This is a genomic window from Roseateles paludis, assembly GCF_039872745.1.
Taxonomy (GTDB): Bacteria; Pseudomonadota; Gammaproteobacteria; order Burkholderiales; family Burkholderiaceae_C; genus Pelomonas; species Pelomonas paludis.
In genome coordinates this window covers 343,497-363,200 of record NZ_JBDPZD010000004.1, presented here as the reverse complement: position 1 = coordinate 363,200, position 19,704 = coordinate 343,497, and the positions used below count along the sequence as shown (strand labels likewise).

The 19,704-nt window shown below is 66.9% G+C and carries 20 protein-coding genes; 10 read left to right on the top strand and 10 right to left on the bottom strand.

What is annotated here, in order from left to right; genetic code table 11:
- Positions 1 to 109: 109 nt before the first annotated feature.
- Positions 110 to 646 (top strand): inorganic diphosphatase, encoded by a 537-nt coding sequence (gene ppa / locus ABDJ85_RS15515; protein WP_347705690.1) that lies wholly within the window; start codon positions 110 to 112, stop codon positions 644 to 646.
- Positions 647 to 692: 46 nt separating this feature from the next.
- Here ppa and ABDJ85_RS15510 read toward each other — a convergent pair whose 3' ends face one another.
- A complete protein-coding gene (locus tag ABDJ85_RS15510; protein ID WP_347705689.1) occupies positions 693 to 1,856 on the bottom strand; it encodes a GNAT family N-acetyltransferase in 1,164 nt (387 codons plus the stop codon).
- On the opposite strand from ABDJ85_RS15510, the gene ABDJ85_RS15505 reads away from it, so the two are divergent.
- Positions 1,855 to 3,519, top strand: coding sequence for an NAD+ synthase (locus ABDJ85_RS15505; protein WP_347705688.1), 1,665 nt, complete (start codon positions 1,855 to 1,857; stop codon positions 3,517 to 3,519). The genes ABDJ85_RS15510 and ABDJ85_RS15505 overlap by 2 nt on opposite strands.
- Before the next feature lie 35 nt (positions 3,520 to 3,554).
- Complete coding sequence (locus ABDJ85_RS15500; protein WP_347705687.1) at positions 3,555 to 3,893, top strand: P-II family nitrogen regulator; 339 nt, start codon at positions 3,555 to 3,557, stop codon at positions 3,891 to 3,893.
- 1 nt (position 3,894) lies between these two features.
- Here ABDJ85_RS15500 and ABDJ85_RS15495 read toward each other — a convergent pair whose 3' ends face one another.
- Genes ABDJ85_RS15495 through ABDJ85_RS15475 form a run of 5 tightly spaced genes read right to left on the bottom strand, consistent with a single transcriptional unit; the run spans position 3,895 to position 6,628 of the window.
- Entirely contained in the window at positions 3,895 to 4,281 is a 387-nt protein-coding gene (locus ABDJ85_RS15495) for a diacylglycerol kinase (protein WP_347705686.1), read from the bottom strand.
- On the bottom strand, positions 4,281 to 4,787 hold the full coding sequence (locus ABDJ85_RS15490) for an RDD family protein (RefSeq protein ID WP_347705685.1): 507 nt from the start codon (positions 4,785 to 4,787) through the stop codon (positions 4,281 to 4,283). Before ABDJ85_RS15490 ends, ABDJ85_RS15495 begins: the two co-directional genes overlap by 1 nt.
- Positions 4,784 to 5,611, bottom strand: coding sequence for a DUF3106 domain-containing protein (locus tag ABDJ85_RS15485; protein WP_347705684.1), 828 nt, complete (start codon positions 5,609 to 5,611; stop codon positions 4,784 to 4,786). The genes ABDJ85_RS15490 and ABDJ85_RS15485 overlap by 4 nt, the downstream gene beginning before the upstream one ends.
- A gap of 4 nt (positions 5,612 to 5,615) precedes the next feature.
- A complete protein-coding gene (locus ABDJ85_RS15480) occupies positions 5,616 to 6,068 on the bottom strand; it encodes a DUF3619 family protein (RefSeq protein WP_347705683.1) in 453 nt (150 codons plus the stop codon).
- Positions 6,065 to 6,628: an RNA polymerase sigma factor gene (locus ABDJ85_RS15475; protein WP_347705682.1), complete on the bottom strand. Its 564-nt coding sequence runs from the start codon at positions 6,626 to 6,628 to the stop codon at positions 6,065 to 6,067. The genes ABDJ85_RS15480 and ABDJ85_RS15475 overlap by 4 nt, the downstream gene beginning before the upstream one ends.
- 253 nt (positions 6,629 to 6,881) lie before the next feature.
- Between ABDJ85_RS15475 and ABDJ85_RS15470 the strand changes: the two genes are divergently transcribed.
- From ABDJ85_RS15470 to pbpG, 7 genes are all read left to right on the top strand, one after another.
- Entirely contained in the window at positions 6,882 to 8,675 is a 1,794-nt protein-coding gene (locus ABDJ85_RS15470) for an acetolactate synthase 3 catalytic subunit (RefSeq protein ID WP_347705681.1), read from the top strand.
- Between the two features lie 164 nt (positions 8,676 to 8,839).
- Positions 8,840 to 9,331: an acetolactate synthase small subunit gene (ilvN, locus tag ABDJ85_RS15465; protein ID WP_347705680.1), complete on the top strand. Its 492-nt coding sequence runs from the start codon at positions 8,840 to 8,842 to the stop codon at positions 9,329 to 9,331.
- Positions 9,332 to 9,445: 114 nt separating this feature from the next.
- Positions 9,446 to 10,462, top strand: a complete 1,017-nt coding sequence (ilvC, locus tag ABDJ85_RS15460) for a ketol-acid reductoisomerase (RefSeq protein WP_347705679.1) — start codon at positions 9,446 to 9,448, stop codon at positions 10,460 to 10,462.
- A gap of 80 nt (positions 10,463 to 10,542) precedes the next feature.
- A complete protein-coding gene (pssA, locus tag ABDJ85_RS15455) occupies positions 10,543 to 11,364 on the top strand; it encodes a CDP-diacylglycerol--serine O-phosphatidyltransferase (RefSeq protein WP_347705678.1) in 822 nt (273 codons plus the stop codon).
- Positions 11,365 to 11,563: 199 nt separating this feature from the next.
- Positions 11,564 to 13,234 carry a 2-isopropylmalate synthase gene (gene leuA / locus ABDJ85_RS15450; protein ID WP_347705677.1) on the top strand — a complete coding sequence of 557 codons (1,671 nt, stop codon included), beginning with the start codon at positions 11,564 to 11,566 and terminating at the stop codon, positions 13,232 to 13,234.
- Entirely contained in the window at positions 13,231 to 14,772 is a 1,542-nt protein-coding gene (locus ABDJ85_RS15445) for a 2-isopropylmalate synthase (protein WP_347705676.1), read from the top strand. Before leuA ends, ABDJ85_RS15445 begins: the two co-directional genes overlap by 4 nt.
- A 105-nt stretch (positions 14,773 to 14,877) precedes the next feature.
- On the top strand, positions 14,878 to 15,882 hold the full coding sequence (gene pbpG, locus ABDJ85_RS15440) for a D-alanyl-D-alanine endopeptidase (protein ID WP_347705675.1): 1,005 nt from the start codon (positions 14,878 to 14,880) through the stop codon (positions 15,880 to 15,882).
- 1 nt (position 15,883) lies between these two features.
- Here the strand turns inward: pbpG and ABDJ85_RS15435 are convergent, their stop codons facing one another.
- From ABDJ85_RS15435 to hpnC, 4 genes are read right to left on the bottom strand one after another with little or no spacing between them, the layout of a single operon-like run.
- Positions 15,884 to 16,651 (bottom strand): IclR family transcriptional regulator, encoded by a 768-nt coding sequence (locus ABDJ85_RS15435; RefSeq protein WP_347705674.1) that lies wholly within the window; start codon positions 16,649 to 16,651, stop codon positions 15,884 to 15,886.
- Complete coding sequence (hpnE, locus tag ABDJ85_RS15430) at positions 16,648 to 17,925, bottom strand: hydroxysqualene dehydroxylase HpnE (RefSeq protein ID WP_347705673.1); 1,278 nt, start codon at positions 17,923 to 17,925, stop codon at positions 16,648 to 16,650. Before hpnE ends, ABDJ85_RS15435 begins: the two co-directional genes overlap by 4 nt.
- The gene (gene hpnD / locus ABDJ85_RS15425) at positions 17,922 to 18,767 is read right to left on the bottom strand and encodes a presqualene diphosphate synthase HpnD (protein WP_347705672.1); all 846 of its coding nucleotides are present in this window, start codon (positions 18,765 to 18,767) and stop codon (positions 17,922 to 17,924) included. Before hpnD ends, hpnE begins: the two co-directional genes overlap by 4 nt.
- Positions 18,764 to 19,645, bottom strand: coding sequence for a squalene synthase HpnC (hpnC, locus tag ABDJ85_RS15420; RefSeq protein WP_347705671.1), 882 nt, complete (start codon positions 19,643 to 19,645; stop codon positions 18,764 to 18,766). The genes hpnD and hpnC overlap by 4 nt, the downstream gene beginning before the upstream one ends.
- Positions 19,646 to 19,704: the final 59 nt, after the last annotated feature.

The window sequence follows — 19,704 nt, the reverse complement described above, 5'->3', positions numbered from 1 at the left end:
ACTGTACCTGGGAGAAACCGTGTCAAAGGCCCGCGTTTTCCAGTGTCAGAAGACTGAAACTGGGGAAACCTAGAATGCGGGTTTTTCCGTAATCCAACGAGACCAGCGAATGAGCCTTCACAACGTTTCCGCTGGCGCCAAGGCGCCCGATGAGTTCAACGTGATCATCGAGATCCCGATGAATGCCGACCCGGTCAAGTACGAGGTCGACAAGGAGAGCGGCGCGATCTTTGTGGACCGCTTCCTGACCACGCCGATGTATTACCCGTGCAACTACGGCTATGTCCCGCGCACCATCGCTGACGACGGTGACCCGGTGGACGTGCTGGTGATCACGCCCTTCCCGTTGTCGCCCGGCGTGGTGGTGACCTGCCGGCCCCTGGGCGTGTTGCTGATGGACGACGAAGCCGGGGGCGACGCCAAGCTGCTGGCCGTGCCGGTCAGCAAGATCCTGCCCATGTACGACCACTGGCAGAAGATCAACGACGTGAATCCCGCCCGCCGTGCGGCCATCCAGCACTTCTTCGAGCACTACAAGGACCTGGAGCCCACCAAGTGGGTCAAGGTCAAGGGTTGGGGTGACGTGGCGGATGCCAAGGCCGAGGTGATGTCAGGCCTGGCCGCCTACCAGAAGGATCGCGGCTGAAGCACGCCCACCTCCACCTGAAAAACGCCGCAGCCTGCGGCGTTTTTCATTTGAAGGGCGAGTGCTCGCGCAGCTCATCCAGGTAGCCCTCCATGGCCGCGCCCTCGCGGGCCAGGAAGTCGGCGACCGCCGCATTGAACTCGGGGTGGGCCAGCCAGTGGCTGGAGGCGGTGGGCGTGGGCAATAGGCCGCGCGCCATCTTGTGCTCGCCCTGAGCGCCGCCCTCGAAGCGCGCATAGCCCTGGGCGATGCACCAGGCCAGCGGCTGGTAGTAGCAGGCGTCGAAGTGCAGGCAGGGAATCTGTTCGACGGCGCCCCAGTAGCGCCCGAAGGCGGCCCGGCGCGCGGGGTCGAGCGCGATCAGCGAGGCGGCGACGCGTTCACCCCCGCGCCAGGCCACGAAGAGCAGCCAGTGCTCGGGCATCTCGGCCGCCATCCGGGCGAAGAAGTCGCGCGTGAGGTAGGGCCGTGAGTGGTGGGCGCGGTAGGTGAGCTGGTAGCAGCGGTAGAAGAAGTCCCAGTCCTCAGGCGTGATGGCCGGGCCCTGCAGGGCCGTGAAGTGGATGCCGGCCTCGCGCACACGGCGCTGCTCCTGCTGGATCTTCTTGCGCTTGTCGCGTTGCAGCCGGGCGAGCAGGGCGCTGAAGTCGGGCGCGGGGTCGTCGGGGTCCTGCGTCCAGTGGAACTGCACGCCTTGTCGGGCCAGGCAGCCAGCGGCGGCGAGCGCGGCCTGGTCGGCGGCGTCGCCCAGCAGCACGTGCAGGGACGAGGTGTCGGCGGCCAGCTCGCGCAGGGCCAGCGCCAGGCGCGCGCGGGCTGCGTCGTCACGCGCCAGCAGGCGGCTGCCGGGCACGGGCGTGAAGGGCACGGCCACCAGCAGCTTGGGGTAGTAGGCCAGGCCATGGCGCTGGTAGGCCTCGGCCCAGGCCCAGTCGAACACGTACTCGCCGTAGGAATGCGACTTCAGGTAGGCCGGGCAGGCGCCCAGCAATTCGCCCTCACGCCACAGAGACACAAAGCGCGGCGCCCAGCCGGTGTCCGCCGTGGCGCTGCCTGAGGTGTGCAGGGCGCGCAGGTATTCCAGCCGCATGAAGGGCGTGGGGCGGGCCTGGGTGGCGAGCAGCGCGTTCCAGGCTTCTGGCGACAGCGCGGCCGGGTCTTCGTCCACACGGATAACATCCCTGGCCCCCTCGTCCGTACTCGATTCCATGCCTGTGCCGTCCGTGAAAGTTGCCCTTGCCCAGCTCAATGTCACCGTGGGCGACCTGTCGGGCAATGCGGACCTCATCATCACCGAGGCGCGAAGGGCCCACGCCCTGGGGGCCCAATGTGTGCTGACGCCCGAGTTGAGCCTGTGCGGCTACCCGCCCGAGGATCTGCTGCTGCGCCCTGCTTTCCTGGCTGCCTGTGATGCCGAGCTGCAGCGCATTGCCGCCGCGCTGGCAGATTGCGCTGGCTTGCACGTGGTGGTGGGCCACCCGGTGGCGCTGGGCCAGGGCGCACGTGAGCGGAGTTGGTCGGTGCCCGGCTGCCTGAACGTGGCCTCGGTGCTGAGTGGTGGCCGCGTGGTGGGGCGCTACGCCAAGCGCGAGCTGCCCAACTACCAGGTGTTTGATGAGCGGCGCTATTTCGCCTCGGGCCGTGACGCCGGCCTGGCGCCTTTGGTCATCGAGGTGGGCGGCGTGCGCTTAGGCCTGCTGATCTGCGAGGACGCCTGGTTTGACGAGCCCGCCGCCGCCGCCAAGGCCGCCGGGGCCGAGGTGCTGTGCGTGCTGAACGCGTCGCCCTTCCACCTCGGCAAGGTCGAAGAGCGCGAGGCCCGCATGGCCGACCGCGCGCGGGCCATGGGCTTGCCGCTGCTCTACGCCCACCTGGTGGGTGGGCAGGACGAGATGGTGTTCGACGGCGCCTCTTTTGCTTTGCAAGCCGACGGCAGCTTGGCGGCGCGGGCGGCGATGTTCGAAGAGGCGCTGGCGGTGCTGGATGTCAGTGCCGGCGGCGTGCGCGGCGAGGTGCAGGCGCTGCCCGAATTCGAGGCCCAAGCCTGGGGCGCGCTGGTGACCGGCGTGCGCGACTACCTGGGCAAGAACGGCTTCCCCGGCGCCCTCATCGGCCTCTCGGGCGGCATCGACTCAGCGCTGGTGTTGGCGATTGCGGTCGATGCGCTGGGGGCAGACAAGGTGCGCGCGGTGATGATGCCCTCGCCCTACACGGCCGATATCTCCTGGATCGACGCGCGCGACATGGCGGCGCGCCTGGGCGTGCGCTACGACGAGCTGTCCATCGTGCCGATGTTCGACGCGTTCAACGCCACGCTGGCCGAGGAGTTCAAGGGCCGGCCCATCGATGCGACCGAGGAGAACATCCAGGCGCGCATCCGTGGCACCCTGCTGATGGCTCTGTCGAACAAGTTCGGCAGCATCGTGCTGACCACCGGCAACAAGAGCGAGATGGCCACCGGCTATTGCACGCTCTATGGCGACATGGCCGGCGGCTTCGCGGTCATCAAGGACGTGGCCAAGACCCTGGTCTATCGGCTCGCCGCCTGGCGCAACCAGCAGGGCGCCGAGATCATTCCGGAGCGCATCATCACGCGCCCGCCTTCCGCCGAGCTGCGCCCCGACCAGAAGGACCAGGACAGCCTGCCGCCCTACGAGGTGCTGGACGCCATCCTGGCGCGCTACATGGAGCAGGACGAGTCCATCGCCGAGATCGTGGCGGCGGGCTTTGCGCCGGCCGATGTCGAGCGGGTCACCCGCCTCATCAAGATCAACGAGTACAAGCGCCGCCAGGCCCCCGTGGGCGTGCGTCTGACCCACCGCGGATTCGGGCGTGACTGGCGCTACCCGATCACATCCAAGTTCCGCGCCTAATAAACTCCACCGACAACCACCCCGGAGACACCCCCATGAAGCAGATCGTTGCCGTCATCAAACCCTTCAAGCTCGATGAAGTGCGCGAGGCCCTGGCCGAGATGGGCGTGTCGGGCCTGACGGTCACCGAGGTCAAGGGCTTTGGCCGCCAGAAGGGCCATACCGAGCTCTACCGCGGTGCCGAGTACGTGGTGGACTTCCTGCCCAAGGTGAAGGTCGAGGTGGTGGTGAAGAGCGAGGACGTCGAGCGCTGCATCGATGCCATCCTGCGCGCCGCCAAGACCGGCAAGATCGGTGACGGCAAGATCTTCGTCATGCCCGTTGAGCAGGTGGTGCGCATCCGCACCGGCGAGACGGACGAAGCGGCGGTTTAAATCAGACCAGGTGCTGCCAGAGCGCAGCACCCCAGACGCCCGCAGCAAACAGCAGTGACAGCAGCACGGCCGCCGAGGCGATGTCCTTGGCGCGCTTGGACAGGTCGTGCAGCTCGAAGGACACACGGTCCACCACGGCTTCAACGGCCGAGTTGAGCAACTCGACCACCAGCACGGCCACCAGTGAGCCCAGCAGCAGGCTGATCTGCACCCAGCCGCGCCCCAACCAGAAGGCCAGCGGCGTGGCCAGCACACAGAGCCACACCTCCTGCCGGAAGGCGCTCTCGCCCAGGTAGGCGGCCTTGAGCCCCGACCATGAGTAGCCAGCGGCGTGGATGATGCGGTCCAGGCCGGTGCGGCCTTTGTGCGGGTTGGTATCGGCGCTCATCACGGGGTGGGGAATTGGTTCACGACACGGGTGCCGCTCAGCGCCTCGTGCAGCAGGAGTCGCTGGGGGTGCAATCTCGCCAGCATCGCATAGGCCACCATGCCACCCAGCACGATGGCGCTGAGCGCGCCACCCGAATGGATCTCCATCGCCCAGGCGCTGACCAGCGCGGGCAGGAACCACAGCCAGGCCAGCAAGTAGCGCAGCAGCGCGCGCCACTGCCCGACGGGCTGCCCATCCAGCGTCGCCACGCGCAGATGCCAGGTCTTGAGCGCCAGGGTCTGCCCGCCGCGCGACCAGAACCACACGAAGTAGATCCCGATCACCACGAACAGGAAGGCGCCCAGCGCATGCCGGCCCTGCAGCGCGTGGTGCTGTGAGGTGCTGACCGAGAACAGGTAGCCGGCGAAGAACACCACGCCGAACAGCAACACGCCTTCGTACAAGAAGGCGGCAAGCCGGCGCAGCATCGCCGGCGGCAACGCAGTGTCGGCGGGCGCGGTCATTTCGACTGGACCGACCCGACGGATTGAAGCGACTTCGGCAGCAGGGTCTTGGGGTCCACCAGGGCCGGGTCGGCAATCACCTTGGACTGACCGGCCGACTGGTGGCTGGGCGGCGCGATGGGCCGGGTCATCAGCACCGTGCTGACGCCGGGCTTGGCCTGAAAAAGCGTGGGCGCCACGGCCAGCGCTGCGGTGACGCGGGCCGGCCCCGGAACCATATTGGACTTGGGCACGGCGGCCAGCGGGCCCTTCGGGCTGGGAGCGGGGGTGATGGCTGCCTGTGCCTGCTTCTTTGCGGCTTTGTCCGCCAGCTCCGACCGCTTCTCGGCCGGCAAGGCCTGGTAGGCCTCCCATTTGCTGCGCCGCTCCTCGGCATCCAGCTGGATCGCCGCCTGAAAGGCCGCGCGCGCGCGCTGCCGCTCCTGTGTATCGAGCTTGATCCAGGCGCGTACGCGCTCCTGAATGCGCAGTTGCTGCTCGGCCGGCAGGGCCGGGAACCGATTGGCAATGGTCAGCCACTTGCGCCGCCGCTCAGCCGGCAGGCGGTCCCACTCGGACTCCAGGTCGAGCTGGGCGAGCAGGCTGCGCTGCGGTGCGTTGAGTTCGGCCCAGGTTGGGGTGGGCGCCAGCGGCGACACCTTGGGCACCGGTGTGGTGGTGATCGGGAGCGGCGCGGGTGCAGGAGCCGGGGGCATCACGGCCGAGGCCGCATCCGCGCTCGGCGCTGACGCCGCCTCAGGCACCTGCGCAGAAACGACGAAGGCGACCCCCGCCAGGGAAGTCGCCAACGTCAGGAGTCGCAGGCTGCGGTGCGTCAAAGGCATCCGCTCATTCTTTCTCATCTCGGAGGAATTCCGCGAAGCCGGGGTCGCTGTAGGCCTCGGGCGGCACGCTGTCGCTCAGCAAGGCGGTGTCCACATCGGCGGCGGCTTCGATCTCCTGGTGGTGCAGGCCTTCCTGAGCCATCAGGAAGCCGACGACCAGCAGCGCCAGCGGCAGGGCCGACAGCCACTTGGCAAAGCGCCCGCCACCATCGGCCGGGCCGCCTTGCAGCGCCAGGGTATGCCCCCCGGCGGCGACCGGGCGCCACGCCGGAGCGGCCACTTGGGCCAAACGGGCAGCGCGTGCGCGGGCAAGTGCCTGCTCACGGGCAAAGCGCAGGCGTTCGGTCACGTCATGGGGGAGCGCCTGGCTGCTGTCGTCAAGATGACGGGCGATGCGCTGGCCAAAGGCGACCATCCGGGCTTCCAGCTCGGCTGAGAATGCAACAGACTTCTTCATAGCGTGATCCCCTTCGCCTTCAAGGCTTTCGCCAACGACTGAGTGGCCCGGGAGCAGTGGGTTTTGACACTGCCTTCCGAACAACCCATGACACTGGCTGTCTCCGCGACATCCAATTCCTCCCAGTAACGCAGCAGGAACGCTTCTCGTTGACGTCCCGGGAGCTGTTCGATCTCCTGTTCGATCTGAAGCAATATTTGTGCCCGGGAGGCCTGATCGGAGGCCGATTCACTGAGATTGCCCTCGTTGCGCGAAACCAGCACCTCGAGCAGGTCGAAGTCTTCGCCTTCGTCCGACTCGAAGTCGGACATATTGGTCATGACGGCCCGGCGCACCTTCTGGCGACGGAACCAATCCATGGTCGCGTTGGAGAGGATGCGCTGGAAGATCAGCGGAAGCTCTTCGGCAGGACGGTCGAAGTAGCTTTCGGCCAGGCGAATCATGGCGTCCTGGACGATGTCGAGTGCGGCATCGTCATCCCGGACAAGATAGGCCGTGCGCTTGAACGCGCGGCGATCAATGTCCTTCAGGAAGTCGTTGAGCTCTTTGTCGGTGGCCAAGGGCGGGACGGTGAGGCGCCGGGACAACAAATGTCGCGCTGGCGAGGCGGCGGGATTATTGCATTCGGCACTGGCGAAGGCTGGTGGGCGTTTGGCCGGCATAATGCTGCTTCGCACAAAGAAGTTTGGTCTCCACATGGCGCCCGACACGGGTTCCATGCATGTTGACCGCGCAGGCTTCGAATCCGTCTCAAGAGGGCGCGAGGAGAGGCACCAATGGTTTTTCGTTAGAGAAATTCACAAAGGTTCGAACATGGACATGTCTGCCGCGGAAATGAAGCGCGCTGCAACGGCGCAATCTGCTTCCTCCCAATCCCCCAATTCCCAAGCACCCGCCGACCTGAATGGTTCGGAGATCCTCGTCCGCTGCTTGCAGGCCGAGGGTGTCAAGCACCTCTGGGGCTACCCCGGTGGTGCGGTGCTCTACATCTACGACGCGCTCTACAAGCAGGACAGCATCCAGCATGTGCTGGTCCGGCATGAGCAGGCCGCCGTGCACGCCGCCGATGGCTTTGCTCGGGCGACCGGCGAAGTCGGTGTCGCGCTCGTCACCTCGGGCCCGGGCGTCACGAATGCCATCACCGGCATCGCGACCGCCTACATGGACTCGATCCCGATGGTCGTGATCACCGGCCAGGTGCCGACACCCGCCATCGGGCTCGACGCCTTCCAGGAGTGCGACACGGTCGGCATCACGCGCCCCATCGTGAAGCACAACTTCCTGGTCAAGGACGTGCGCGACCTGGCGCTGACCATGAAGAAGGCCTTCCACATCGCGCGCACCGGCCGGCCCGGGCCCGTGGTGGTGGACATCCCCAAGGATGTCTCGCTGGCCCGCACCAGCTTCAGCTACCCCGAGCGCATCGAGATGCGCTCCTACAACCCCGCCAAGAAGGGCCACAGTGGCCAGATCCGCAAGGCCGTGCAGTTGCTGCTGCAAGCCAAGAGGCCTTACATCTATACCGGCGGCGGTGTGATCCTGGGCGAGGCCTCGGCCGAGCTGCGCGAGCTGGTGGACCTGCTGGGCTTCCCCTGCACCAACACCTTGATGGGCCTGGGCGCCATGCCCGGCACCGATCCGCGCTTCCTGGGCATGCTGGGCATGCACGGCACCTACGAAGCCAACATGACCATGCAGCACTGCGACGTGCTGCTGGCGGTGGGCGCGCGCTTCGATGACCGCGTGATCGGCAATCCCAAGCATTTCGGCTCGGTCGAACGCAAGATCATCCATGTGGACATCGATCCCTCGTCGATCTCCAAGCGCGTGCGCGTGGACATCCCCATCGTGGGCGACGTCAAGGACGTGCTGCAGGAACTGATCCACCAGATCAAGGAAGCGCAGGCCAAGCCCGATGCCGCCGCCGTGAACGCCTGGTGGAGCCAGATCAACGAGTGGCGCCGCAAGGACTGCTTGTCCTTCAAGGGCTCGGACGAGGTCATCAAGCCGCAGATGGTGGTCGACACCCTGTGGCGCCTGACGCGTGACCGCGATGCCTACATCACGTCGGACGTGGGCCAGCACCAGATGTGGGCGGCCCAGTACTACAAGTTTGATGAGCCACGTCGCTGGATCAACTCCGGCGGCTTGGGCACCATGGGCGTGGGCTTGCCCTACGCAATGGGCATCAAGCTGGCCAAGCCTGACTCGGACGTGTTCTGCGTCACCGGCGAGGGCAGCATCCAGATGTGCATCCAGGAGCTGTCGACCTGCTTCCAATACAAGACGCCGGTCAAGATCCTGGCGCTCAACAACCGCTACCTGGGCATGGTGCGCCAGTGGCAGCAGCTCGACTACGAGGGCCGCTACTCGCACAGCTACATGGATGCTTTGCCCGATTTCGTGAAGCTCGCTGAGGCTTATGGCCACGTGGGCCTCAAGATCGAAAAGCCCAGCGATGTCGAGCCGGCGCTGATCGAGGCCATGCGCCTCAAGGATCGGACGGTCTTCCTCGACATCCGCACCGATCCCACCGAGAACGTCTGGCCGATGGTCAAGGCGGGCAAGGGCATCTCGGAGATGTTGCTGGGGTCCGAAGACCTCTGAAGGCTGCCAGCCAAGGGCTCATCAGGCGTTACCGCCCCTGATGAAGCGATGGCAAGCAGTCTCGACGAGCGACCCCAAAGACGCTTCGACTTTTATCGAACGACGCCGCCAGATCCCGGGGGTTACCGCCCCCGAGCTTGATGCGGACGAAGGACGAAACCACCATGCGACACATCATTGCTTTGCTTCTTGAGAACGAACCCGGCGCGCTGTCGCGCGTCGTGGGCCTGTTCTCCGCCCGGGGCTACAACATCGAAAGCCTCACCGTCGCGCCCACCGAGGACGCTTCGCTTTCGCGGATGACCATCGTCACCACCGGGTCTGACGAGATCATTGAGCAGATCACCAAGCACCTGAACCGCCTCATCGAGGTGGTCAAGGTGGTGGACCTGACGGAAGGCAGCTACACCGAGCGGGAGCTGATGCTCATCAAGGTCCGCGCCGTCGGCAAGGAGCGCGAAGAGGTCAAGCGAACGGCAGACATCTTCCGCGGCCGCATCATCGACGTGACCGAGAAGTCCTACACCATCGAGCTCACCGGTGATTCCAGCAAGCTCGACGCCTTCATCGACGCGATTGACCGCGCGTCCATCCTCGAAACCGTCCGCACCGGTGCCAGTGGCATTGGGCGCGGCGAGCGCATCCTGCGCGTCTAACCCAGCCGCCCCGGCCGGCCCTGTGGCTGGCATCCCCCTGGGGGCACGCAATCAGCTTGGGGCGGCATCAGCTCGATTGCGTTCCCTGAACCTCACTCCCTGGAGCACACCACCATGAATGTTTACTACGACAAAGACGCGGACCTGAGCCTCATCAAGGGCAAGAACGTCACCATCATTGGCTACGGTTCGCAAGGCCACGCCCACGCGCAGAACCTGAACGACAGCGGCTGCAAGGTCACCGTCGCGCTGCGCAAGGGTGGCGCGTCCTGGGCCAAGGCTGAAGGCGCTGGCCTCAAGGTCGCCGAGATCGCCGAGGCCGTGAAGGCCGCCGACGTGGTCATGATCCTGCTGCCCGACGAGCAGATCGCCGATGTCTACAACAAGGAAGTTGCGCCCAACCTCAAGCCCGGCGCATCGCTGGCTTTCGCGCACGGCTTCAACGTCCACTACGGCCAAGTCCAGCCCCGCGCTGACATCGACGTCTGGATGGTCGCTCCCAAGGCCCCTGGCCACACCGTGCGCGGCACCTACCGCCAAGGTGGCGGCGTGCCCCACCTGATCGCCATCTACCAAGACAAGACCGGCAAGGCGCGTGACCTCGCCCTGTCCTACGCAGCTGCCAATGGCGGCGGCAAGGCCGGCATCATCGAGACCTCGTTCCGCGAAGAGACCGAGACCGACCTGTTCGGCGAACAAGCCGTGCTGTGCGGCGGCACCGTTGAGCTGATCAAGGCGGGCTTCGAGACCCTGGTCGAAGCCGGCTACGCCCCCGAGATGGCCTACTTCGAGTGCCTGCACGAGCTCAAGCTGATCGTCGACCTGATCTACGAAGGCGGCATCGGCAACATGAACTACTCGATCTCGAACAACGCCGAGTACGGTGAGTACGTGACCGGCCCGCGCGTCGTGACCGAGGACACCAAGAACGCCATGCGCCAGTGCTTGAAGGACATCCAGACCGGCGAATACGCCAAGTCCTTCATCCTGGAGAACAAGGCCGGCGCCCCGACCCTGATCAGCCGCCGCCGCCTGACCGCTGAGCACGACATCGAAGTCGTCGGCGAGAAGCTGCGCGCCATGATGCCCTGGATCAAGGCCAACAAGCTGGTCGACAAGTCCAAGAACTGATCGGCTCAAGCCCCTGTCAAGGCCGCGCACCCGCCAGGGGCGCGGCCTTTTCTCTTGCCTGCTGCGCTATTCTGCCGCCCATGAACCGTGAACCTCCGGACGACGACATCAGTCTCAGCGTCCGCCCCCGCCGCAAGGGCATCTACGCGCTGCCCAACGCCATCACGCTCGGCGCGCTCTTCAGCGCCTTCTATGCCATCGTGATGGCGATGAATGGCCGCTTCGAGACAGCCTGCATGGCTATCTTCGCGGCCGCCGTGCTCGACAGCCTCGACGGCCGCGTGGCGCGCATGACCAACACCCAGTCCGCCTTCGGCGAGCAGATGGACTCGCTGTCCGACATGGTGGCCTTTGGCGCCGCGCCTGCCCTCATCGTCTACATGTGGGCCTTCAAGGACATGGGCAAGCCGGGCTGGATCCCGGCCTTTGTCTACATCGCAGGCGCCGCGCTGCGGCTGGCCCGCTTCAACGTCAACATCGGCGTGGTGGACAAGCGCTACTTCCAGGGTCTGCCCAGCCCGGCGGCGGCGGCCTTGGTGATTGGCCTGATCTGGAGCGTGGTCGACGCCTCTGAAAGCCAGGGCGTTGCGCCCGCGCGCTGGGCCAATGCGGCGGCCTATGCGATCACGATGTTCGCCGGCCTGTCCATGGTCACCAACGCGCCGTTCTATAGCTTCAAGGTTTTCGACAAGCGCAGCGTGCCCTTCATCGTGCTGGTGGGCATCATGCTGTGCATCGGCCTCGTCGCCATGTACCCGGCCCAGGTGCTGTTTGTGGCCTTTTGCGCCTACGGCGTCTCGGGCTATGTGATCTACGCCTACCGCAAGGCCAAGGGCAAGCCGGTCTCGGTGATTTCCACCTCCACCGACGAGCCCGATGAACGCGGTTTGCACGACGGCTGACAACTTCTGCTAGATTCCACCCTCATGCACCGCGCACGCGCTCTTCAACTACTAGGCCTAGCCAACCCACGGGTTCGCTAGTCAGTCGCGCACGCAAAACGCATTTCCCCCTTCTGACCCAACGGCCCGTATGCAACCTGCAGCGGGCCGTTTTGTTTTTCCAAGTCGCTGCGGGTCCTTTCCACCAGGAGCCCCAGCCATGTTGAAACATCCGCAGCAGAAGTACCGACCTTTCCCGCCCGTCGCCCTGCGCGACCGTACCTGGCCCGACGCCGTGATCCAGCGCGCGCCGATCTGGCTCTCGACCGACCTGCGCGATGGCAATCAGGCCCTGATCGAGCCCATGGACGCGGCCCGCAAGCTGCGCTTTTTCGAGCTGCTCGTCCGGGTCGGCTTCAAGGAGATCGAGGTTGGCTTCCCGGCCTCGTCGCAGACCGAGTTCGACTTCGTGCGCCGCTTGATTGACGAGGGGCGCATCCCCGATGACGTCACCATCCAGGTGATGACGCCAGCGCGCGAGGAACTGGTCGCCCGGACCGTCGAGTCGCTGCGCGGCGCACGGCGGGCCATCGTCCACGTCTACAACGCCGTGGCGCCGGTCTGGCGCGAGGTGGTCTTCGGCCTCGATGTGCCGGGCGTGATGGCCCTCGTGCGCCAGCACGTGGCTCAGATCCGCCGCCTTACCGACGCTGCCCCCGAGACCGAGTGGGTCTTGCAGTACTCGCCCGAGACCTTCTCGTCGGCCGAGCTGGAGGTGTCGCTCCAGGCCTGCGAGACGGCCATCGAGGCCTGGGGGCCGGGACGCCCCATCATCCTCAACCTCCCGTCCACGGTGGAGGGCGCCACGCCCAACATCTTTGCCGACCAGATCGAGTGGATGTGCCGCCGCCTGCATCGCCACCCGGGCGCCGTGGTCTCCGTCCACCCGCACAACGACCGCGGCACCGGCGTTGCGGCCGCCGAACTGGCCTTGCAGGCCGGGGCCGATCGCGTCGAAGGCTGCCTCTTCGGCAATGGCGAGCGCACTGGCAATCTCGACCTGGTCAACGTCGCGCTCAACCTCTACACCCAAGGCGTGCACCCGGGGCTCGACTTCTCGGACATCGACGAGGTGCGCCGCTGTGTCGAGCACTGCAACCAACTGCCCGTGCACCCGCGCCACCCCTATGCGGGCGACCTGGTCTACACCTCCTTCTCCGGCTCGCACCAGGACGCCATCAAGAAGGCCTTTGCCGCGCGGCGCGAGGGTGACGTCTGGGCCATTCCCTACCTCCCCATCGACCCCAAGGACCTCGGCCGCAGCTACGACGCGGTGATCCGCGTCAACAGCCAGTCGGGCAAGGGCGGCATCGCCTACCTGCTCGAGACCGAGTACGGCTTGGAGCTGCCGCGCCGCTTACAGATCGAGTTCAGCCAGGTGGTGCAGCGCGTGATGGACGAGGCCGGCAAGGAGCTGACGGCCGCCGACCTGTGGCAGCTCTTCGAGGCGGAATTCGCGCTCCAGGCGCCCGCGCCGTGGGCACGCCTCAGTGCTCAGCCGGATGGCCGCACCCGGGTGGAGGCTGACCTCAAGCTGGGCGCCGAGATGCGCCGTGTGGTGGGCGAAGGCAATGGCCCCATCGACGCCTTCGTGCAGGCCCTGTCCGCGCCACTGGCTGACCCCGTTCGCGTGCTCGACTACCACGAGCACGCCATCGGCAGCGGGGCCGATGCGCGCGCCGTGGCCTACCTGGAGATGCGTGTGGGCGCGCAGACCCTGCACGGCGTCGGTATCGACGCCAACATCGTCCAGGCCTCGCTCAAGGCCGTTTGCTCTGCCTTGACCCGCGCCCGCGCGACAATGCGCGCCGATTTGGAGACCGTGCGATGACCGACAAACTCATCATCTTTGACACCACCTTGCGTGACGGCGAGCAATCGCCCGGCGCGTCCATGACCCGCGAAGAAAAGCTGCGTATCGCGCGCCAGCTCGAGCGCATGCGCGTGGACGTGATCGAGGCGGGCTTTGCGGCGTCGAGCAATGGCGACTTCGAGGCCGTGCGTGCCATCGCCGGCGTCATCAAGGACAGCACCGTCTGCTCGCTCGCCCGCGCCAATGACCGCGACATCGCCCGCGCCGCCGAAGCCCTCAAGGACGCACCCCGCTCGCGCATCCACACCTTCATCGCCACCAGTGAACTCCATATGGAGAAGAAGCTGCGCATGACGCGCGAGCAGGTGCTGGAGCAGGCGACGCAGGCGGTGCGCTTTGCGCGCAATCTGTGCGGCGACATCGAGTTCTCGCCCGAGGACGGCTACCGCTCCGACATGGACTTCCTGGCCCGCGTGGTCGAAGCCGTGATCCGCGAGGGCGCTGGCACCATCAACATCCCGGACACCGTCGGCTACGGCATCCCTGAGCTCTATGGCGAGTTCATCAAGACCCTGCGCAGCAAGGTCCCGAACTCGGACAAGGCCATCTGGAGCGTGCACTGCCACAACGACTTGGGCATGGCCGTGGCCAACTCGCTGGCGGGCGTCAAGATCGGCGGCGCGCGGCAGATCGAGTGCACGATCAATGGCCTGGGCGAGCGTGCGGGCAACTGCTCGCTCGAAGAGGTCGTGATGGCGGTGCGCACCCGGCGCGACTACTTCGGCCTGGATGTCGGCATCGACACCACTCAGATCGTGCCGGCCTCGCGCCTCGTGTCGCAGACCACCGGCTTCGTCGTCCAGCCCAACAAGGCGGTGGTGGGCGCCAATGCCTTTGCACACGCCAGCGGCATCCACCAGGACGGCGTGCTCAAGGCGCGTGACACCTACGAAATCATGCGGGCCGAGGACGTGGGCTGGGCCGCCAACAAGATCGTGCTGGGCAAGCTCTCGGGCCGCAACGCCTTCAAGCAGCGCCTGCAAGAGTTGGGCATCGAGCTCGATTCGGAAACCGAGGTCAATGCCGCCTTCGTGCGCTTCAAGGACCTGGCCGACCGCAAGGCCGAGATCTTTGATGAGGACATCATTGCGCTGGTGATGGACGAGTCCGTCACTGCCGAGGTCGAGCACTACCGGCTGCTGTCGCTGTCTCAGCGCAGCGAGACAGGCGAGCGCCCGCACGCCGAGATCTGCTTCTCCATTGGCAGCCAGGAGCACCGCGCCGAGAGCGAAGGTAATGGCCCGGTGGATGCTTCGCTACGGGCCATCGAGTCGGTCGCGCAGTCGGGCGCTGAGTTGCTGCTGTACTCGGTCAATGCCATCACCTCGGGCAGCACGGAGTCGCAAGGCGAGGTCACTGTGCGCCTCCAGCACGCCGGGCGCGTGGTCAATGGCGTGGGAGCTGACCCCGACATCGTCGTGGCCTCGGCCAAGGCCTACCTCGCGGCCCTGAACAAGCTGCAGAGCAAGGCCGAGAAGGTCCTGGCCCAGGGCTGAAACCCCGGGGTAACCCGAGGAAATGCTTGAACAGGCGGGCCTAAGTCACTGATTCCCGTGCATGGGCGGCCAGGCCTCACGTAGACTTGGCGCCCTGCCCGGAGGATGTCCGTGAGACCCGTTTTCAGCGCTTCCCGCCTCATTGCCCTGTGTGCCGCCCTGGCCGTGAGCCAAGCTGCGCTGGCGGCTGAAACCAGCGCCGCCAAGCGGCCGCCGGCTGCGGCCAAGACAGCCAAGGCCTCCGCCAAAGCGCCCGCCAAGTCCACGCGCTCGGTCGTGCGCAAGCCGGCGGCCCTGCCGGCCGTGCCCACCTTTGGCCAGCTCTACGGCCTGCACGCGGCGGACGACCCGCTCGCGCTCAAGTCCAGCGTGGCGCTCGTCGTGGACCAGGAGTCCGACGAGGTGCTGTTCTCCAAGAACCCGCAGGCCGTGCTGCCCATCGCGTCCATCACCAAGCTGATGACGGCCCTGGTGGTCGTCGAGGCTGACCTGCCGCTCGACGAGAAGCTGACCATCGGCCGCGAGGACATCGACACCGAGAAGAACACCCGCTCCCGCCTGCAGCCCGGCACCGTGCTGACGCGTGAGGAGATGCTGCACCTGGCCCTGATGTCCAGCGAGAACCGCGCGGCCAATGCGCTGGGCCGCCACTACCCCGGCGGCCTGCAGGCCTTCGTCGAGGCCATGAACGCCAAGGCGACAGCGCTCGGCATGCTGGACACGCATTACGTCGAGCCCACCGGGCTGTCCAGCAGCAACCAATCCAGCGCGCAGGACCTGGCTCGCTTGGTCCAGGCCGCGAGCGAAGTGCCGCTGCTGCGCGACTTCTCCACCTCGCGGCAGGCGCGTGTGGCGCTGGGCAAGCGCCTGGTGCAGTTCCACAGCACCAATGGCCTGATCGGCAGCCCGCTGTGGGACATCGGCCTGCAAAAGACCGGCTTCATCAACGAGGCCGGCAAGTGCCTGGTGATGCAGGCGCGCGTGGCCGGGCGCAAGCTGATCATGGTGCTGCTGGATTCCAGCGGCAAGGCCTCGCGGATTGCTGACGCCGAGCGCGTTCGCAAGTGGCTCAGCACCCAGGTGCTGCAGCAACCCGCCGGCAATAGCTGACTTAGCCCCGGTAGCCGAGCGCGCTGGAGATCTGCGCGGCGGTTTCCTTGAGGCGGGCGATCCAGGCTTCTTCCAGCCGATCGGCGGGCGCCGAGATGGACAGGCCCGCTACCAGCTTGGACTGGTCGTCGTAGATGCCGGCGGCCATGCAGCGCACGCCCAGTTCCAGCTCTTCGTCGTCGCGGGCTACACCGCGCTGGCGCACCAGTGCAAGCTCCCGCTCCAGGCTGCCGAGTTCGGTCAGGCTGTTGCGTGTGTGGCCGGCGAGGCCGGTGCGCGTGGCATAGGCGCGCACGCGTTGCGGGTCGTCGCTGGCGAGGAAGAGCTTGCCCACCGAGGTGAGATGCAGCGGCGCCCGGCCGCCCACGGCGCGGACCACCTGCATGCCTGAGCGCTCAGAGTAAGTGCGCTCGATGTAGACGATCTCGTCGCCCTGGCGCACTGAGAGGTTGACCGGCTGGTGGGTGAACTTGTGCAGCTCGCGCATGGCCGGTAGGGCGGCGTCGCGCACGTCCAGCCGTGCTTTGACGAGGTTGCCCAGCTCCAGCAGGCGCATGCCCAGCCGGTAGCTGCCGGCCTCGGGGCGGTCCACGAAGCGGCCGATGGTCAGGTCGTTCAGGATGCGGTGGGCGGTGGACGGGTGCAGGCCCGTGGCTTCGCTCAAGGCTTTGAGCGAGACGGGGTCCTGATGACTGGCGAGCAGGTCCAAGAGCGAGAACATGCGCTCCAGCACCTGGATGGCGGGTGTCTGCGGCGGTTTGTCCTTCATGGCGACCGATTTTGCATGACGGAAGCGCTTGCCACCAAGCGAGACGCGGCGCGGCCGGCACGCACCGCGCCCTCCAGCGTGGCGGGGTAGGGGCCGGCCACGTAGTCGCCTGCGGCTACCAGGCCGGGTGCGATGGCGGCTGGCGGCCGGCGCAGCCCGGGTGTGCAGGCAAAGGTGGCGCGCTTCTCGATCAGCACGCGCTCGATCACCGGCGGCTCGGCCCAGGGCAGGGCGGCGAGGGCCTGATCGCGCACCCGCTCGGCCACGTCACCACGTGCCACCCAGGTCGCCGCACCGCTGACGACAAAGGCAAAGCGCCCCGGTGCGAGGCCGAGCTGCCCGTGGTCGAACACGAACTGGGCGGGTGCGTCGGGGCCCTCGCGCAGCGCGACCATGGGCGCTTCCAGGCGGCTGCCTGGGCTTTGCAAGGTGACGGTGACGATGGGTTGGTACTCGAACGCTGCTGCCTCAGCCGACCAGGCGGGCGCGATGTCGGCGGTCAGCCGCGCAGCCTCCCGGGCGCTGCAGGCCAGCACGACGGCATCGGCCGCTTCACCGTCCACCATCCAGGCCGCGTGGTGGCGCGCCAGCGCATGCACCCGGGCGCCAGCGCGTACCGTGGCACCGCGCGCCAGCAGCCAGCGCTCCGCCGGGGCGGGCAGCAGGTCTGACAGCGGTTGGCGGGGCAGCAGCAGGTCGGCGCTGCCGGGGCCGCTGAAGAGGGCGTCGCGCAGCACGCGCAGAAACACCTGGGCACTGGCCTGATGGGCGGGCGTGTTCAGCGCCGCCACGCAAAGTGGCTCGACGAGGTCGCGTGCCAACACTGGCGGCAGGCCGGCAGCCAGCGCAGCCACGGTTTGGTCAGCTGGCGCCTTGAAGCCTTGCAGCAGCCAGCGCCCGGCACGCACCAGCAAGGCCAGGCGCGCGGATAGCGGCCATTGGCTGTTGGCCAGCACCCCGCGCGTGAAGCTCACCAGCGGCTGCCCGCCGGGCAAACGCAGGCCGGGCTCGCCGGGGTAGGGCAGGTGCAGCGGTGTGCGCAGCAGGGCGGCTTCGACGTCTACGCCCACGCGCCGCATCAACGCCAGGGTCTCGACGTAGGCGCCAATCAGGATGTGCTGGCCGTTGTCGCAGACCGGCTCGCCCGGTACGCTGCGGGCGCGGCCGCCAAGCTGCGGGGCCATTTCATAGAGGGTGACCGAGTGACCGGCTTCGGCGAGGCTGACCGCTGCCGAAAGCCCCGCCCATCCGCCGCCGATGACGGCGACCTTCACGCGGTCCAATTCGTCTTCATCGCGATCCAGAGCTTGCGCAGCGGCGTGAGCGAAATGCGCTGGTGCAGCACCTGGAAGTTCTCGCGCTCCACTTCGCGCAGCAGTGCGCGGTAGATGTGGGCCATCATCAGGCCGGTCTTCTGGTCGCGCCGCTCGTCCTTGGGCAGCAGAGCCAGCGCCTCGTCAAACAGTGCGTGGGCACGCTGCGCCTGGAAGCGCATCAGGGCGGTGAAGCGGTCGCTATAGCCCCAGGGCGCGGTGCGCAGCAGGATCTCGTTGGCCTTGACGCCAAACTGCTGCAGCTCATCCACGGGCAGGTAGATGCGGCCGCGCCGCGCGTCGTCGCCCACATCGCGAATGATGTTGGTCAGCTGCATCGCCAGGCCCAGCTTGTGGGCGTAGGCGAAGGTCTGCGCCGAGGGCTGGCCGAAGATCTGGCAGGCCACCTCGCCCACCACACCGGCCACCAGATGGCAGTAGCGGGCGAGGCCGGCGAAGTCGAGGTAGCGGGTCTGCTGCAGGTCCATCTCGCAGCCTTCGATCACCGCCAGCAACTGCTCGGCCTTCAGGCCGTACAGGCTCACCTGCGGCATCAGGGCCTGCATCACCGGGTGCTGCGGCGTGCCAGCAAAGCCGCGCGCCACCTCCTGGCGCCACCAGGCCAGCTTGGTTGCGGCGACGCCCAGGTCGCTGGCTTCGTCCACCACGTCATCGACCTCGCGGCAGAACGCATAGAAGGCCGTGATGGCTGCGCGCTTGGGCGGTGGCAGGAAGAGGAAGGCGTAATAAAAGCTCGACCCGCTGGCGGCGGCCTTTTCCTGCACGTACTGCTCCGGGGTCATGCACGCATCCTCAGGGCACGCCAGAGCAGGGCGGGGGCATCCCACGCGGTGAGGCGCGGACGGCGAAGCAGGCTGGCGAAGTGCATGGCCTCGATTTTGGCCAGGATTGCCAGCCCACCTTGCACAACCAAGCGCAATTCCCAGCCGGCACGGCCCGGCAGGCGCAGCGCCAGCGGTGCGCCCTGTTGCATCAGCGCCCGGGCCCACTGGCACAGGGCCTGGGTCAGGGCGCGCGCGGCGGGGCTGTCGCGGCAGGCCAGGATGTCGTCGGCCGACACGCCATGGGCATCCAGGTCGGACTGCGGCACATAGAGCCGGCCACGCGGGCCGTCGCGGCTGAAGTCCTGCCAAAAGTTGATGAGCTGCAGCGCGCTGCAGATCGCGTCGGACTGGGCGAGGCTGTCGGGATCGGTCTGCCCATAGAGCGCCAGCAACTGACGGCCCACGGGGTTGGCCGAGCGGCGGCAATAGTCGAGCAGGTGGGCGCGGTCCTGGTAGCGCGGTGGCTCCAGATCCTGCTCGAAGGCTTCGACCAGCAGGGTCAGCAGGGCAGGGTCAAGGCGGTGCCGCTCCTGCGCCACGGCAGCAAAGACGCGCTCACGCCAGCGCTCACTCGGGGGCTGGCCGGCATACACCCGGGCCAGATCAGCCCGGTAGTCAGCCAACAATTGCCGCCTTGTTGTTGCATTGGCGTCGCCTTCGTCGGCGATATCGTCCGCAGTGCGGGCAAAGTGATACAGCGCCACCACGGCGGGACGCAGCTGTGGCGGGCACAGCCACGACGCGACGGGAAAGTTCTCGTAGTGGTCGACGCTCACGGGGCTGCAGATGCCATCGCGGGTTGGGGGTTTGACACTGCCGGCGAGCGCTGAATACATTACTGACCCGCCGGTCATTTATTTTTCAGGGCTTCGCGCCGGGGCATCGCTGCCCGGTG